Origin of the sequence: Brevibacillus sp. HB1.3 (assembly GCF_013186635.1) — a bacterium.
GTDB lineage: Bacteria > Bacillota > Bacilli > Brevibacillales > Brevibacillaceae > Brevibacillus > Brevibacillus brevis_D.
Genome location: NZ_JABMIT010000003.1, coordinates 65,542 through 84,057, shown reverse-complemented (window position 1 = coordinate 84,057; position 18,516 = coordinate 65,542). Strand labels below are relative to the sequence as shown.

Sequence of the window (18,516 nt, the reverse complement as noted above, 5' to 3'; positions counted from 1 at the left end):
CTTCCCACATGTTGAATTCATCAACTTAATAGCTCCAAAATCGCCTCTTCTGGAAGTTCATCAATAACAGCAATCAGTTCCTCTTCAATTAGCTCTGCCATTCCTGCAACGGTTGGCGCCGAAAAGAGATTGTCCAGATTCAAATCAACCGGGAAGCTATTTTTCAATCTGGAAATAATCTGAGTAGCCATGATCGAATCGCCGCCCAGGTCTTGGAAGTTTTTATGGATATCAACCGTCTTCACGCCAAGTACCTCTTCCCAAGCTGCAGCAATTTTTCTCATGAGTTCGTTACGTTGTGTGTCGTCTTCGTCAGTCTGAACACGAGTTACCTCCGTTGGTTGGGCTATATCTGCTGCTCTAGTCCCCTGTTTATCTTCTGTCAGTTCCGTGGTGGCGGCTGCTTCTTGATGGGTTTGGTTGCGTACGACAACTTTGGGTAAACGGTATCTCTCCTTGACAAATGGGTAGCTCGGCAGACCTGATAGACGGCTCACCATTCCTTTTGGATAGACAGCTTCCCACTCTATTTCGTTCCCATGAACCCATAGCTCTGCCAGTTTTTTGATCTTTTTGTTCAGAGCGAGATTGCGGATAAAATCCCTTCCCTCTTCTGTATCACCGATCTTGATGCCGCCCGTTTTGTTTCTTTCTCCGATAAACAGATCAGCCGTTTTTTCCCCATTCCCTTGTATGAATTGCTCTAACTGCGCAATGAGGTGTTCTTTACTGTGTACCACGACCGCTACTCGATGAGACATCGATTCCCTTGCAGTCTGAAAGGTAAAAAGGAAATCTGCCAGGTTCACATCAGGGTGCTTCTCTACAAATGCCTTTGCTTGCTTGGCATAGGCTACTAGTTGCTCACGTGATTCAGCTGACAGCACGAAGACTCCCGTCGCAATCTCTTGACCCTCAGCAGGACTAGAGAATCTTACCTTTGCTTTATCAAACTCTTCGATCACTAGATGGGCATTGGTGCCGCTGAAGCCAAAAGAGCTGACTGCAGCCAATCGAGAGCCTTTGGAATTGGTCTGCCAATCCTGCAGCTTGGTATTCACATAAACAGGGCTGTTTTCAAAATCAATGTGTTCATTCTCTTTGACAAAATGGATCGAAGGAGCCATCTTCCTGTTTTTCATGCTGAGTAAAACCTTAATGACACTCAACACCCCAGCCGCCGCTGTGGTATGCCCGATATTGGCTTTCAAAGAACCAATTGCGCAGAAGCGTTTCTTCGGCGTGAATTGGCGGAATGATTCACTCAGCGCATGAATCTCAACAGGGTCCCCTAGTTTTGTCGCGGTTCCGTGCGCCTCGATATATTGAATGTCTTCCACATCAATCTGTTTTTTCGCGTAAATGGATTTTTGCAGGTCGCTTTGCGCTTGGAAGCTAGGCACGGTAATGCCCAATGTCCGTCCATCCTGATTCGTTCCACTGCCGCGGATAACACCATAGATGCTATCGTTATCCCGTAATGCATCTTGCAATCTTTTTAAAATCACAACACCAACCCCATCCCCAACGACAATGCCATTCGCACCATTGTCAAACGGGCGGCACTCCCCTGTAGGAGATAGCATCCTTGCGTTACTCATCGAGATAAACGGAGCAGGATGGGAGTAAATCGTAATTCCTCCTGTAATAGCAAGATTCACCTCTTCCGTCTTCAGCTTTTGGCAAGCAATATCGATCGCAACCAATGAGGATGAGCAAGCTGTGTTTACAGCCAAAGCTGGTCCTTTCAGGTCAAGAAAATAAGCGATACGCGAAGCGAGTATACTCGTATCAGATCCAAGCATGCCAAAATGAGAGAAATCTTGTTCTACCGTCATTCCCGCCATAGCGCCAATGATCGTTCCAACAGGTTGTCCCCTCAGCATGGACGGGGTGTAACCTGCGTCCTCTAATGCTCTATAGCTTTCTTGTAAAAGGACGCGCTGCGTAACATCCATCGATTGGGCTTCGGTCGGAGAAATTTTGAAAAACGCTGGATCAAAATATTCAATATCCTCCATCGCCCCGTATTTGATCGGCATATCGACGAGTGCATTTTCTTTGAAAAAGGCACGCCAATCCGGGTTGGTCACTTCTTTGATGCAATCTCTGCCTTCACTGACAAGCTCCCAGAATTCATCTTGCCCCCGAGCACCTGCTGTGCGGCAGGAAATCCCAATGATCGCAATATCATCGGAGGCTGCTCTAGGTGGATCGAAGGAAATATCTCGGGTTGGGACTCTCTCTGTATATACAGTCATCTCTTCAAAATGTCTGATTGTCTGCGCTGATTGGTGCTCCGGTATATGCGTCGCGATGTAGCTCGCCAATGCTTCTAGGGTATTATGTTCAAACACAACACTGGTTGGTAGTTTCAGATGAAACTTGCTATTGATCGCTTCGGATAAGGCAACGGCATTCAGCGATCCAATGCCCAAGTCCTTTAAGGTTTCCACTTCCTCCAGCTCTTCTTGTCTCAAGCCTAAAACAGTAGAAAAGACCTCCATCAGGCTCGCTTTGATTTTTGTCCGGTCTGGAATAGACTGGTCTGTCGACAAATTGCGTTTTTGTGCAGAATATTCAGATGATATTGGTTGATTTTGAGCAGCCGACACGAATGGCTTACTTGAATGGAGCTGGCTAGGCTCGTCTTGCTGCAAATGGCTAGCAATATAGCTTGCCAGTGCATCTAGCGTATTATGTTCAAACACAACGCTGGTCGGTAGCTTCAGATTAAATTTGCTGTTAATCATTTCGGATAAGGCAACGGCGTTAAGAGAGCCAATTCCCATATCCTTCAAGGACTCTAGTTCTTCCAGTTCTTCTGATTGAAGACCTAAAACGGCAGCAAAAGCCTCAACCAAGGATTCTTTGATGGTTTCCCGCTTCCAATGAGAGCTGTGGCCATGCTGATTTGGATTCGGGAAAGTTCGCGCTTGCTGTTTCGGATACGGAATATAACCGCTGTTTATCATTTCCGCTAACGCTTCTGGATAAGGTCTTTTCTTCGATAGTTTGCTGGCATTCCATTCACAACGCTTCGTGTACGTAAGATGCGGAGCCTTTTTCAGCTTAAACAAGCAATAGCTGATCCACCCTCGTTCGAGAGAGATGGATTGATTCACCGTATTGATATACAAATCTTGTACAGCTTTAGGCAGATGCTTGATGTACTGTTCCACGTCAGGATCATGCAAGGCGTTAGCAATCTGCGGCGATACGTCAATGATTTCATCGATCACTAACTGATGCTCCGCTAAAAGCTCAATCCATTCTTGTACGGTGGGAATGCTGACTTCGACGTTCTGGTCTACGATTGGTCCTCGCGTATTGGCTATGTAATCGATCAACAGAACGGTTCCTTCTTCGTTCAGAGAAGAGGAGATATTTTGAAATAGTCCGTGTTTATTTCGAATATGGAAGCTCACCTCAATCCCGACGATAATATCGTAGAGATCGGGAAAGGCATCCTTAGAGCTGTCTTTATTAAAAATTTTCGCACGAGCCTCCAGATTTTTCTGCGCGATTCGTTGATTGCCTAGCTCCGCTTGCGCCTTCGTAATCGTAAATCCATGCGTTTTGATATGCGGATAGAGCTCTGCTATTTGAATCACATCTGTCCCGTGACCGCATCCGAAATCCAGCACTTTTTGCACACGAGAGAAATTTTCTTTACAAAAAAGCACCTGGCGCATCTCTACTTGCTTCTCTCTTACCATTTCTCTTTCCAACGGATATTTTTCCGGGTTCAAAATGACGCGACTCATGGAAAAGCCTGGAATCTTCCTGTCAAATGGACATACGGTCAAGTAATCCTCCGAAAATTCCGCTTCGCTGCTATTGGCGCTATATGTGTAAATTTCAACGGCTTTGTTTTCGAATTCTGGATGAGCGGATCTCATGCTCGTCTCCCTCCTAGTGCGATTCGTTTGATTGTGTTCTATCCAGCACGTTCTCCTCTTAAATGGATAGGTTGGGAGCTTAGCTACTCTGGATAACTCCTTCCCTTCATGCAGTTCCTGCCAAGGGATAGGATTGCCGAGAACCCACAATTTTGCCAGTTCCCTTATATCTCCCGGTTTGACTGCCTGAGCAACTCGGTCAGGCATCATTTCTTTGTTTTCCTTGAGATCGCCAAAAAAGCACTGTTCCGTCTCTTCCTGATGTTCCAACCAGCGTTCCAGTTGCTCTAAAAGCTCTGTCTGATTATTGGTGATGACAGCCAAACGGCAAGGCATTTCTTCTCTTCCGATTTGCAGGGTGTAGGCTGTATTCGCTATATCCAACTGCTGGTTCTTTTGCAAATAACCAATCCAGCGATGAATGTATGCTTGCAATCTCTCTTTATTCTTCGCCGAAAAGACAAACAGCTCTGGTTCTGAATCGTTTACTCTCCTCGATGATGGATTATGGTTGTATTCCTCCACGATAAGATGGGCATTCACTCCACCGCCGCCAAAGCTGGTAATACCTGCTCGTCGGGGGACTGTCTGCCCATCTACGGTGACCTGCTTCCATTCCGATACTTCTCGCTGCAATTGAAAGGGAAGTTGGTCAAATGGAATATTCGGATTGAGTTCGTCAGGAATCAGGGTTGGAACCAGCGTCTGATGCTGTAATGACAAAATCACTTTCATTAGCTGCGACATGCCGGAAGCCGACTCACAATGCCCGATATTCGGTTTGACCGAACCGAGTCGATAATCCCCTTCTGCTCCTTGACGATTGTGAAAAGCTTTCATTACCGCTGTCATCTCGACGGCATCAACGATGTCTGATCCATAGGCGGAAGCTTCCAGGTAACTAATGGAACGAGGGTCCAGCCCGCTTTCTTTCAACGCTTCTTCCATCACATCGGCAATGGGGAGGGGGCTTGGTGTCATGTAGCTATTGGCTTTACCCTTATGGTTGACAGTGGTTCCGCGTATCACGGCATAAATATGATCCCGGTCCTGTACAGCCTGATCGTAATCCTTGAGAACAACAGCCCCTACTCCCTCGCCTGGCACAAAACCAATTCCTCCGTTCCCAAAGGCAGCACTGTCAGAAGTATGGGAGATGAGCTGCCCCACAGTCAGTCCGAAGTAGGTAAGCGGATGTGTGTACAAATTCACTCCACCAGCAATCGCCATGCTTCCCTTGCCGTTTCGGATGTATTCGCATGCTTCATGAATCGCTACAAAAGCGGAGGAGCACATCGTATCGATCGGCATACTCGGACCCTGTAAGTTTAGATAGTACGAAACCCGATTGACCATCGACGAATACGAGGTTGTCGGAAAGTGATGAGTGGTTTCCGTACTATACAAATGAAAGCCTTGTTTCGTAATGCCACCAAAAACCCCTGTTCGCTTACGGAGCTCCGCAGACATTTTGGATGAAGCATAGCCTGCATCTTCTAACGCCTTCCAGCACTCTTCTAAATATAGGCGCTCTTGAGGGTCTATATTTTCTGCTTCTCTCGGAGTCATCTGAAAGAATAACGGATCAAACTGATCAAATTCCTCTAAGAAGGCACCCCACTTGCTATAGCTTTTTCCTTGGGAAATGGCTTCCTCTCGATTTGGATGATAATATGCTGTCCAATCCCAACGCTTAGCTGGAATTTCAGAGATAGACTTTTTCGCATGCAGTAAGTTCTCCCAAAACTCGTCCAAGTGGTTCGCTTGAGCAAAACGCCCACTCATGCCAATAATCGCTATTTTACCGGAGGATACAGGTCTGGTCGTCGTCCTTTGCGAATGGGTAGATGACGCAAATGCTCTCGTTTTTCTTGTGTCTCGTTTCCCTTCAGCTTTCGGCAATGGAGCAAACTCAACATGATCTTCTGTTCGATTTGGCTCCTGCGTCTGCCTGTGATCATCCAATCCTGTGAGCAAAATCAGCGCTTCTCTTTGTGTCTCTAGTAAATGCTCGACTAGATCATCTACTGTCTGATATTCAAAAAACAAAGTACCGCTGATCGTTTCCCCGAAAATTTTCCGAAATTGATTGATCAGTTGTACAGATAAAATGGAATCCATACCATATGCCTCTAAAGGCTCGGAAGCATCCATCTTGTTACTCGGCATTTTCAGAGTTTCAGCGATCTGCTGTTTGATGTATTCCGTACTTTTTTCTCGTAGGACATCCTCGATTGCCTTTCCGTTAGGAGCGGAAGGTGTGTTCAGTCTCTTTACTTTTGGTTGTTCCGTATTTACGCTCATCTTCGGTTTAGGCGATTGTTTTATTTGCTGCTGGCGGATCACGCCGTCGCTTTCGGTCACAATAATCTGCTGCCCCATCGCGTGCGCCTCTTCTGTTGGGAAAAAGACCGACTGAAATCCTTCTTCCTCCAATACTCTCTGCCACGTTGCCGAAGATAACCCAGGGCAGCCTGAAAGGCGCAGCTCTGGGTCTTCGTACAGCCACCATCCCTCCAGTAAACCAAAGGTAAGATGGAGGAAGATGGAGTTTTTACTCATTTCATTTAGGAAAAGCAAGCCGTTCTTCTTTAGAACGGCTTTCGCGTTACGCACGGTTTGGCGAATATTTTTGGTGGCGTGCAAGACATTTGCTGCAATGACAACATCATATCCGCCCAAATCAATTCCTTGTCCCATCACCGGCTCTTCTACGTTAAAAATCTGATAGGTCAAATAAGGATTGCTTGGGCCATACTCTTTTTCTGCATGCATGAAAAAGGCTTTGGAGAGGTCTGTGTAGCAATATTCCTGGAGATGCGCTTCATACGCCTTTAGTTTTTGGAAAACGACGGCACTCGTTCCTCCCGTACCTGCGCCAATCTCGAGAATGCGAATTCGGGCCGCAGAATCCTGGCTCAGCCGTTCCTCTACAAAAGCAACCACTGTATCCGCAAGTACTTCATTGAAGTAGTCAGAAACAGTGTTATTTTTGTATACCTTCTCGACTAATTCCATCGATGAATGGGGAAAGATGACCTCTGTGGCACGCACTTTTCCAGTGAGAATTTGCGGTAAAGCACGCAAGGTTGCCTCTACCAGCTTCACTTGCGCGTTCGTATCCGGATTTTTTAGCCAGACTTCTTTTTCTTGCTCCCATTCCTGCCAGACAGCCGTACTGGAAATGGGAGCAGGATCGATCACGATGGACGTAGCGCTATCGTAAACGAGATAATCATTCCGGGCCAAAACAGAAGCCGTTTCTTCGAGCCACATGTCATATAAGTCAAGCAGACCGCTTTTTCTTTTGAGATCGCTGAGCGCTTGATTTTTTTCCGTAAAGCAGCCAAGCGACTGCATTTGACCCCACAGTAACTTTAAGAGAAGCTCGTCCATTTTGTTCATTCTAGGCACTCCTTCGGCTTACACGTATAGAACCGGTTTGTCCTGTTCTCTGTCTGTTTGAGATTTCAGGGTGGTATTGACTAGAAATTCAGTGATGTGCTTAAGCGTTGGATAGTCCATCATCACAGCAGGTGTGAGCTCAAGCTTGTACTTTTGATTGATTTTGGCGGAAAACTCGGTGAGCTTGACTGGGTCGAATCCATACTCGTTTAGTTCGATATCCGTATCGATTTCTTCGCTCTCTACCTTTAGAATGAGAGAGGCGAGTTGAATGATCGTTGCTTGTACGTCATCAAACAAGTTGTTCCTGTCTGTATCCATTTCTGCTGTAAAGTAGGCTGCTTTTGGTATCTCTTTTCTTTTTACCTTGTTTTTAATGCTTGCCATGCTTGAGGAAATTTTGTTTGAAACGATTGCAACAGATTCGTTTGTATTGATTCCTTCCATCACGAGTGGCTTGGTCGTTTTCATCAGCGCCACTTGATTCATCGGACCTGAAAGCAAGACTTCCAATGCCTCCATCCCTTCTGAGGGTTCAATCGAGCCAATGCCGATCTGTTCCATTCGTGCCTGGTAGTCCTTGGACGCAACGATTCCGACACTGCCCCAATATCCCCAGTTCATTACTTTCACCGCACACGTCCATTCCTCGGCAAGCTGATGGGCGAAAGCATCTTTAAAGGCACAGCCTGAGGCGTAATTGCTTTGTCCAGGCGATTTCGTAAACGAGTTAATCGAAGAGAAAAACAGGACGAAATCCAATGCTTCCTCGCCAAACACCTGGCTCATCCGCACACTTACCTCCACTTTTGGTACCAGTCCAGCTCGGAAGGTCGTCTCGTCCATATTCGCCAGACTTCTATCAAGGAGAACAATGGCAGAATGAATCACGCCGTTAATCTTGCCATATTGCTTCTTGATCTCTTCATAAGCAGATTGCAGCGACTCGCGATCCGTAGCATCGGCTTCGATATAGAGCGGTGCCGGTCCTAGAGTAGCCAGTTGATTGATTTTGTTCTGAATCGACTCCTCTTTTTTACGACGACCGATCCAAATGATTTGTGCTTGATAGGTGCGGATCATGTATTCGCTCCACGCTTGTCCAATCCCACCTGCGCCTCCAATCACAACATAGACGCCATGTGGTCGGTAGACGGTTTGGTTAATGGAAGGACTCTGCACGGGCAATAGCTGCTGGCGGTACCACGCCTGTCCACGATATGCCCAAGCGTTTCCATTTGCATCGACAGGCAAAGCAAAAATATCACGTATCGGCCACTCGGCATGCGCCTCCAAATCGACGAGTCTTACCTTCCAGTTCGGATATTCCTTCGCCATCGATCCGATCAATCCGTGGATGCTGGCATGTGTTGGATGGACCGTATCTTTTTTGTAGATAGCCTGCGCTTGCACAGTAAGGATCGTCCAGCCCAAGTCTCTCGTCTGATACCCCAACGCAAGCAAAGCCTTGATCAAGCGGAAAACTTGAATAACGCCCCGCTCTTGCTCGTTCATCAAGGACTCGTCTTTTACGGATTCCACACGACTGTCAGGAGCCACCCACATGATGTAATCGATCACACCCTGCTCTTTCAGCTTACTTGCAATTACCTCTATCGAATCACTTGCCTCAAGCTGGATAACAAAAGCTTGGGGGTAATGACGTTGAAGGAGACTTCTGTCCTTTTCTTCGGCGCAAATGATGACTACTTGATCACTCGTTGCTGGAATGACTTCCCCTTTTTCTACGGACACGGCATTCCATACTGGAGTGAGCATCGTGGTTCCCACCGTCGCCCCCCGTTTTTCACTCCCCATTGAAAAGCCGCTCATCCTCACGCCTATTCTGCCTACCTCATCGCATAGTTCGATATCGAGTGTCGTCGTCTCATTCTCGGCTTGGACATTATCACTGAATCGAATGAGAGCATACTTGACAGCAGGATGATTCTCGTAGATCTCCAGCTCTTCAAGGGTAAACGTACCGTCTAGTTGGATGGAGCGGATGCTGTCAGATGATGTAGCCTCCGTGATGAGATAACGCGATGACTGCAACAGAGACTCCAGCAGGCTAGGATGGAAAACGAGTTGTTCTGCTGTCTCCAAGGTAATCGAAGGCAAGGAGAGTTTTACCAGAACATGTCCCTGCGCCCTGTATACGTGGTCAATCCCTTCAAATTTCAAATGATCAGCCATTCCACGTTCCTTTAACAGCTCGTAGCATTGGCGGGGAGTACGGATCTCACTGCTCTCAGCTTGCAACGCAGGTAGATCCAACGTTGGTACTTCAACGAACGAAGTGAATTCGACCATACCATGGCTATGTACCACTGACCTGGTATTATCTTCATTCGATTCGCTGTAGATTTTATAAGCAAGCTCTCCAGTATCCTCTGGATAGATACCTACGTGTACCTGAACCAGATCGTCGCCCACCAATAACGGATCGTCTGTGACAACATGAGACATTCGGATTCCAGATAAAGTCCCCGCTCTATCTCCTGCTGCCTGTTTCACTGCCGCCCGTGCCATTTCCAGATAAGCAGTGAGTGGAAAGAAGCGCTGCCCGTTTCCTAGATGGTCAGCCAAGAACGGCTCCTGCCCTGTAAAACTTGAGCTGTATTTCAGCTCATAGAGGTCAGAAGTGTTCTTGTGAAGCAATGGATGGAGGATATCCCCTCTAGCCGAAGGAGTGTCGGGCATACCTGTTGCTATTGGCTTTTGAACGTCTATCCAGTAACGCTCTTTGGCAAAAGGATAAGTAGGCAAGCTGACGCGACGCGGCTTTTCGTCGCTATAAAGCTTGTTCCAATCAAAAGACACACCCTTGACCCAAAGGTTCATCAGTTTTGCGAATTTCCCCTTGGCTATCCATGTCTCTACTGTTTGTTTCATATCTTCATCAGCAAAAAGAGCTACCGTGTCATGATTGCGTTTCACTCGCCCACGATACAGCTCGGCAATGTTCTCTGCGCCTTCTGCAAAATGCGATAGTTTTTCCGCAAGCTCATCCACTGATCTGACGATAACAGCCAAGCGTTCCTCCAGCGCTTCCCGCCCTACTTGAAGCGTATAAGCGATATCAGCCAAATCGGCATCCGTGAATGATTCTTCTTTGACCGCTTTCAATAATTGATTCACTTGAGCAAATAGGCGCTCTTCGTTCTTCGCCGAGAGCACAATCACTTTTGGATGCTCAGGCTGAATGTTACGATCGGGCTGTCTATCTTTTTCGCGATACTCTTCGATGACGATATGGACATTAGCTCCTCCCGCCCCAAATGATGATAGCCCAGCGATTCTCGGATACTCCTTGGTTACTCCGTTGATTTCAATGACTGGTCTTTGCCACTCTGTCAGCTTTTGTTGAACCGCAAATGGTGTATCCCTGAAATCAATGTTTGGATTCTTGACCTCAGCGTGCAAGGATGGTGCGATTTGACCATACTTCATTTGAAGCAATATTTTGGTCAATCCTGCAATTCCTGCTGCGCTCTCCGTATGTCCAATGTTTGACTTCGCCGAGCCGATGGCGCAGAATTGTTTGTCTTTCGTGTATTGTCCAAATGCGCGAGTCAGTCCCGCAATCTCGATTGGATCACCCAAAGCGGTACCTGTACCGTGCGCTTCGATGTAGCTGACTGCGCGAGCATCCACTCCTGCCCGCTGCAATGCCTCGTGGATAACCTGCGACTGCGCGATGGGGTTTGGAACCGTATATCCATTTGTTTTGCCGCCTGCATTGAGCATGCTTCCCTTGATCACACCGTATATATGGTCTCCATCTGCAATCGCCTTTTGCAGAGGCTTTAAAACGATTGCTCCCACACCTTCTCCGTCTACAAAGCCGTCCGCTTGGTCGCCAAACGACTTGCAACGGTCACCAGCAGATAGCATCGTCGCTCCAGACAGTCGAATATAGTGGAACGGATCGACAATTAAATTGACCCCGCCAGCGATGGCACATTCACTTGTACCGCTATACAAACTTTCCAAGGCTAAATGAATCGCGGTCAAAGAAGAGGAGCACGCTGTATCCACTGCTAGACTTGGTCCTTGGAAATTGAACAAGTAGGAAATTCGATTCGCAATCGACCAGTAGCTCGTTCCTGCTGGGTAATTTCCATTCATGACACCCACAAACACACCAATTTTTCTGCTTTCTCCTAACGTCGCAGGCGTGTAGCCCGCATCTTCCATGCTGGCGTATGCCGTTTGTAAAAATAAACGCTCTTGTGGGTCCATCTGCTCTGCTTCGTTAGGCGAGATTTGGAAAAAGAGCGGGTCGAATTTATCCATATCGTCGATGAAACCGCCCCATTTGGTGTACATGTATCCTCTTTTTCCTTTTTCTTCGCTAAAAAATTCTTGCCAATTCCAACGATCCTTCGGCACTTCCGTGATGCAATTCTTCCCTTCTTTCAAGCGAGTCCAAAACTCCCAGACATCTCCTGCTTGCGGATAACGGCCTGAAAGACCAATGATCGCCACATCCTGTCTGGACGGCGCTGCTGGTTTTTCTGCATCCGTATCAAGAACTTGCAGGAAACGGCGGGACCTTGCCTTTCGAACTGCCGAGCCAGCTTGCTCTCTGGTTGGCATTGCAGAAGCTGCTGCGTCGGTTATTTGCTTTTGAACAGACTGCTGTTCGTCTATTCCTACTAATGCTAGTAATTCATCCGTTTGTGTTGTCATGAAATGCTCGACCAGCGCATCAATCGTTTGATATTCAAAAAAGAGGGTCGTACTGATCTGATGTAATTTTTTCCGTAGGACATTCGTCATTTGCACAATCATAATTGAATCAATGCCATACTCCTCCAGAGCGGCAGAAGAGTCGATCTGGTCAAATGGAATTTTCAGTGTTTCTCCGGCCAATTGCTTGAAATAAGCTGTGCTTTTCTCCCGGAGCATATCCTCCGTGCTTGTTCCTCTGTCAGAATGAGAAGGAATGGCTAAAGTTGAGTCAGATGTCTTCATTAATTTCTGCTGTTGTTTGGACTTTCGGACAACGCCGTCACTCTCTGCAATCATCATCTGAGGATAGGAAACAACTCGGTAGCCCTCATCTCTCAATGCTTTCTGCCAAGCTTCCAGAGGTAGTGAAAGACCTGCTGTGTTTTGATCGGTCATCTGTTCTACTAGAAGCAGACCATTCCTTTTTAAGAGATTCTTGCAGGTACGCAGGGTTTGACGGATTTGTTGAGCTGTGTGTAAGTTATCAGCTGTGATAATCAGGTCGTATTCACCAGCATTCCTTCCTTGTTCACCTAACGCCGCTTCTGGATCAAAAACGTGGAAGCTCACAAATGATGGATAGACATGTAATTTTTGTGAAAGCAAGGAACTAGTAGATTCTGTGCCCGCTCCTCCGAGTGCGAGAATCCGCACTCGTGCTGATGAATCCTGCTTCAATCGCTCCTTGATAAAGGCAGTCACGACATCAGCAAGCCCTTCATTTTCATGGGCAGACAGCTGTAGCATGGATGGGTACTGTGCAGAATGAACATCCACCCATTCCTCTACCTTCATCCCTTCAATGACAACAGGCTTCGTGATCTTCATGAAAGCAATGTGATCCATGGCTCCTGCGAGAAGTGTCTCTATGGCTTGCATTGCTTCTTGTGGCTGGATAAGGCCAATGCCGATTTGCTCCAAGCGACGATAGGTTTCTACCATCTCTTGATGGGTATCTTCCACTTGCCCACTGCTCCAATAGCCCCAATTAATCAGTTTCACCGCACTTGGCCATGCTTGGGTCAATTGATGGGCATAGGCATCCTTAAAGGTACATCCTGCCGCATAGTTGCTTTGCTTCGGAGCTTTCGTAACTGCCATGAGCGAAGAGAAGAATAAGACAAAATCCAAAGGCTCCTTCTCAAACACCGTTGCGATGTTCACACTCACATCAACCTTAGACGAAAGCACTGCTCGGAAACCTTCCTCTTGCATATGCTCCAAGCTTTCCTCCACCAAGACCATGGCAGAATGAACAACACCGTCAATCCGTGTATACGTTTGCTTGATCTGTTCATAAGCTTGTTGCAAGGCATTCTGCTGCGTTGCATCCGCTGCTATATAGGCTGGTGCTGGTCCAAAAGTGGCAAGTCTATCTATCTTCGCTTGAATCTCTTCATTTTTTTGACGACGACCAATCCATATGATCTGGGCTTGATAGGTACGAATCATATATTCGGTCCATGCTTTACCGATACCACCAGCACCGCCAATTACCACATAAATGCCACCCTGCTTCATACGTGTCTGATCAATCGGAGGATGATCGACGGCAAGCAGCTGCTGGCGATACCATTCACCCTGACGATACACCCACGGACGCCCCTGACGATCTCTTGGCAGCCTCAACATATCATCCAGCGGCCATTCAGATCCGGCCTCTACATCCATGAGTCGAATCTTCCAATTTGGATATTCCTTCGCCATCGATCCAATTAACCCATGAATACTGGCGTGGCAGGGATTCACAACATCTGTACGGCGAATGGGCTGGGATTGAACCGTGATGACACTCCACCCTAACTCCTTACCTCCGTATCCCAAGCGAAGCAAGGCTTTAATCGTTCGGAAGCATAGAATCACTCCCTGATCTTGGCCCGTGATTAATCGATGATCCGCCAAGGAGTCTATCGCATCAAAAGGAGCGATCCACACCAGATGATCAATGGAACCAAGCTCTTCCAGCCGCTGTACGATTTCCTCAATCGTATTCTCAGCCTGAATGGACAACACTTTTGCTCGTGGATAGTACTGGTGAATGGCGCTCACATTCTCTTCATTTCCGCCCACAATGACAACCTGCTCATCAGCAGTAGGGAAAAGCTGCCCCTTCTCAACTGGAGTCACATCCCACACAGCGGACAGCATGAGATTCCCCACAGGAGGCTCCTGAGAGGTTACAGAATAAGCAATGCTGGAAGAAACATGGCTCGCTTGCTTCCCATCCTCCAGCACTCGCATGGAATATCCCTTTATTCGTACACAAACGCTTCCTTGGTCATCGCATAAATCAATATCAAGCTTCTGTACCTTGTCATCTGCGCTGCTGTTGGCACTGTAACGAACGTACGCCCACATAGAGGCTGTACACTTGTTGTGAATTTCAACTTCCTCCATGGCAAAAGGCAAGGACGGCTTGCGGCTCGAATGACCATCCGCAGATAGGATATCCTCCCCAACCAGCATGAGCCCGATAGATGCCTGCAAAGCAGAATCCATTAAGCTTGGGTGCAGGACAAAAGAGTTCTCCGTTTCGGAGACGGAGGCTGGCAAGGACAGCTTGGCTAAAACTTGCCTCTCCCCTACATACAAGGTGTCAATTCCTTGATGAGCCGACCCATACTCCATTCCTATTGCATGAAAAATGCTGTAGCACTGTTCGGATGAAAACGCTAGTAGACTGCACTCTGCTTGTAATGATGGAAGATTCAGGGCATGTTTTTCGGCAACAGAATGAAGCACGATGCTGCCTTGACTGTGTACGACTGCTTCTGCATCCATAGCCTCCAACTCGCTATAGATTTCAAAAGTAATCTCACCATTCTCTTCGGGAACTAGACCGATATGTATCTGTGCAGGTAGGTCCCCCACAACAATTGGCCGTGTCCAAACCACGTTTTTGAGTTCAATCTTGGCTGGTTCTTCTGTCAAGGAAGCCGTTGCTAGCTCTGTTGCGGCTCTCGCCATTTCCAGATAGGCAACTCCCGGCAAGATTCTCTGCTTCTTCACGACATGGTCCGTTAAGAAAAACTCCTGACCTGTAAAAGTGGAACTAAACCTCTGTTCGGAAAAATCAGAAGTATTTCGCTGCAACAGTGGATGAATGGCAGCTTCGCCAGTGAATGGAGCTGCTGTCTTGCCGCTTACCGTTTTACTTTTGCTTTCCGGAATCCAATAACGATTCTTCGCAAATGGGTACGTCGGCAAGGGAACACGTCTCGGTTTGTTATTTACGTAAAGCTGTTCCCACTCCATTTCATATCCTGTCACCCAACATTCAGCTATTTTTCTGATGTTGCCTTCAGCAATCCAGCTCTGAATAAGCTGTTGAGTGTCTGGGGCGTTGCTGGGCTTCAAGCTTCCTTCCCAACAATGATCGATCGTATTCTCGCCTCTCGAATAAGCTTCCAATTTTCCGATCAGCTCGGGTATAGCCTGGACGACAAAGGCTACTCGTTCTTTCATCGCTTCTCGTCCAACTTGCAGGGTATACGCCACATTTTCCAGATCGATTTGCGTTTCTCGATCAGTAAAAGCCTGAACTTTCCCCTCTATCTCGTCTCGATGGTTATCCATGAGCGAAGCGATGACGGAAGCAATGGAGCTGCTTTGATCAAACTCCTTGATATCTAGCTGAATAGGCAGCTCCTCTTGCAGTTTTTGCTTGAGCTGTGTAATTTGAACGAGGTCTACTCCGTATTCATGCCACTCTTGTTCGATCTCGATGCTGTTTTCTCCCACATGAATAATACTGGATAAAATCTTGCGCAGCTTCTTCTCCAGCATTTCTTGAAGGGGATTGTCAGATGATACCCCTTTTAGAAAGTCTGCTACTTTTTGTGCATAAGCCTGCAAGCGTTCCTTATTCTTGGCAGATAGCGGAATCAACACTGGGTTAATTTTATGGCCAATTCCTTGTACTTTCGGCTTTGTTTCAACCGGGATGTATTCTTCCAAAATAATATGGGCATTCGACCCCGAAGCTCCAAACGAACTTACCCCTGCCCGTCTCGGAACGGTGACTTCTTGACCGTTTTCCACGATCATCGATTTCCATTCTTCTGTCCGCTGCTGTACATAAAAAGGAGATTGCGCAAAATCAATAAACGGATTTACTTCCTTGGCATGTAAGGAAGCAACAAGCGTTTTATGGTGAAGCTGAAGAACAGCTTTTTGCAGACCGCTGATACCCGCCGCAGATTCTGCATGTCCGATATTTGACTTCACCGAGCCTATGGAACAAAATTGCTGATCTTCTGTATATTGACGAAACGCTTTCACCAATCCTTGAATTTCAATCGGATCGCCTAAAGACGTTCCGGTCCCGTGCGCTTCCACATAACTGATCGTTCTCGCGTCCACACCGCTCTTCTCCAGGCAGGCTATAATCACTTCTGCCTGCGCAACAGGGCTTGGCACGGATGGCCCGCTCACCGATCCGACGTGGTTCACACTGCTTCCTTTGACCACGGCATAAATATGATCGCCATCCTCCATCGCTTTTCGCAATGGCTTTAATACGACCGTACCGACGCCTTCTCCAGAAACATATCCATCGCCATCCTTGCCAAAGGTATGACAATAGCCATCACTCGAATGCATATCCATCATGCCGTAGGACAAGTATTTTCCAGGATGCAAGGATAAATTGACGCCCCCCGCCAATGCTACCTCACATTCGCCGCGCTTGATGCTTTCCAGCGCCAAATGAACAGCCGTCAGCGAGGAGGAGCATACGGTGTCAATCGCCATGCTCGGACCATGAAAATTGCAGAAATAAGAAACGCGATTGGCAATCGGTGCATAGTTCAAGGATAACGGGAACATTTCGCTTCGGGACATCGCTTCTGCTCCGATGAGGGAATAATCCTTATGCATCACGCCAACAAAGACACCCACCTGTCGCCTGTTATTGCTCCCACGAGGCGGCACAATCGTCTTCGGTGTATAGCCTGCATCCTCCATCGCTTCCCAGCATGTTTCCAAAAACAAACGCTCCTGGGGGTCCATCGTCTCTGCTTCCCGCGGCGATATTCTGAAAAAGGGAGAATCAAAGCAATCCGGGTCTTCTATAAACCCTCCCCATTTGGATATCTGCTTTCCAGATGGAGATTTGCGTTCTCCAAACTGCTGCCAATCCCAGCGAGATTTCGGGACTTCTTTGATGCAGTCTTTGCCTTCTTTTAGATTCATCCAAAATTCTTGGAGATTTCTTGCCTCTGGATAACGCCCCGCCATCCCGATGATCGCAATTACTTCATCACTGATCGCTGCATGACTCTTGGCGTTTGCTGATGAATCTACAACCCTCACAGGTTGCGGCCATTCTTGTCTACCTTCCTTATTGATCAAATCAAGCCCACTGAATGCGGGAGCATGATTCTCGGTCAAATAGGCGGCCAACTCAGCGATGTTCGTATACTCAAACAATAAAGTAGGAGACAGCGGCGCTCCTACTTTCGCTTCGACAGCCTGCACCACTTCCAACAAGCCCGGTGAATTTAGCCCCATTTCATAGTAACCAATCTGCGTATCGATCAACGCGGCTGGAACTTGTAATCGATCTGCCAGCAGTTGTTGTAAAAAAGCCTGTGCTTTACTCGATTCGTTTGACAGAGATGCGGTTTGCTTTGATGGTTGGATCAGGCCAGGATCACGAACTAACTTGCCCGCATAATTTTGCAAATGCGCAATTTTTTTGCCTGAACGATCAAAGAACTCCATCGTCATATACATCAGTTCATTTTTTCGTTGGATGGATGAGGTTTGTACGCTGACAAAGCAATGCTGCTGTAATAGAGCTGTGGCGCGAAAAGATTCATAAAAAAGCGGCAAAAATAGTCGTTGCTCTTCTTGGATTACCGAAGTGAACAATAGCATCGAGCCGATGGCAGCCCCATCGATCAATGTCGGGTGAAACATGAACCCTTCCGCACTGGGAAGGGCATGTTTACCGAGTGAAATATCCATTACCGCCGCTGAATCTGTTTCGTAAATCGTTCCTTCTGCCTTCATAAAACCTGTATGCACCAATTCCTGACGGCGGCATTGCTCATATACGTCATGCAGATTGATCTTTTTGTTTGCTGCTTGCTCTAGTAAGGGAAGATCCAGCGTTTCATCGAACGGCGCGGAAGCATGGTGATGCATTTCAGCAGTGACATACAGCTTTTTCTCCGAGCCTAAAATGCCGTTGCGCTGTGTCTGACCCTCCATCCGAATCTGCCACTGTCCTCCTGCTTTGCCTTGCGTGCACTGAATGCTCAGCATGACATCATAATCTTGTCCGACCATGATCGGATGATAGATCGTTAGATTACGAAGCTCAAGCTCGCGGTAATCATGGCCATTTTCTCGAAACATTTGATACAACAGATCAATATGGGCTAATCCGGGCAACAGTTCCTGACCGTGCACTTTATGATTTTTGAGGATTGGATGGTTGATCGTTATGAGAAACTGATCATGCACG

2 protein-coding genes are annotated in these 18,516 nt (G+C 47.3%); both read right to left on the bottom strand.

Annotation, left to right across the window (positions count from 1 at the left end; genetic code table 11):
- Positions 1-20: 20 nt before the first annotated feature.
- Positions 21-7,307, bottom strand: a complete 7,287-nt coding sequence (locus HPY31_RS07975; protein ID WP_172139962.1) for a beta-ketoacyl synthase N-terminal-like domain-containing protein — start codon at positions 7,305-7,307, stop codon at positions 21-23.
- Positions 7,308-7,325: 18 nt separating this feature from the next.
- The gene (locus HPY31_RS07970) at positions 7,326-18,515 is read right to left on the bottom strand and encodes an SDR family NAD(P)-dependent oxidoreductase (protein WP_172139960.1); all 11,190 of its coding nucleotides are present in this window, start codon (positions 18,513-18,515) and stop codon (positions 7,326-7,328) included.
- Position 18,516 lies beyond the last annotated feature (1 nt).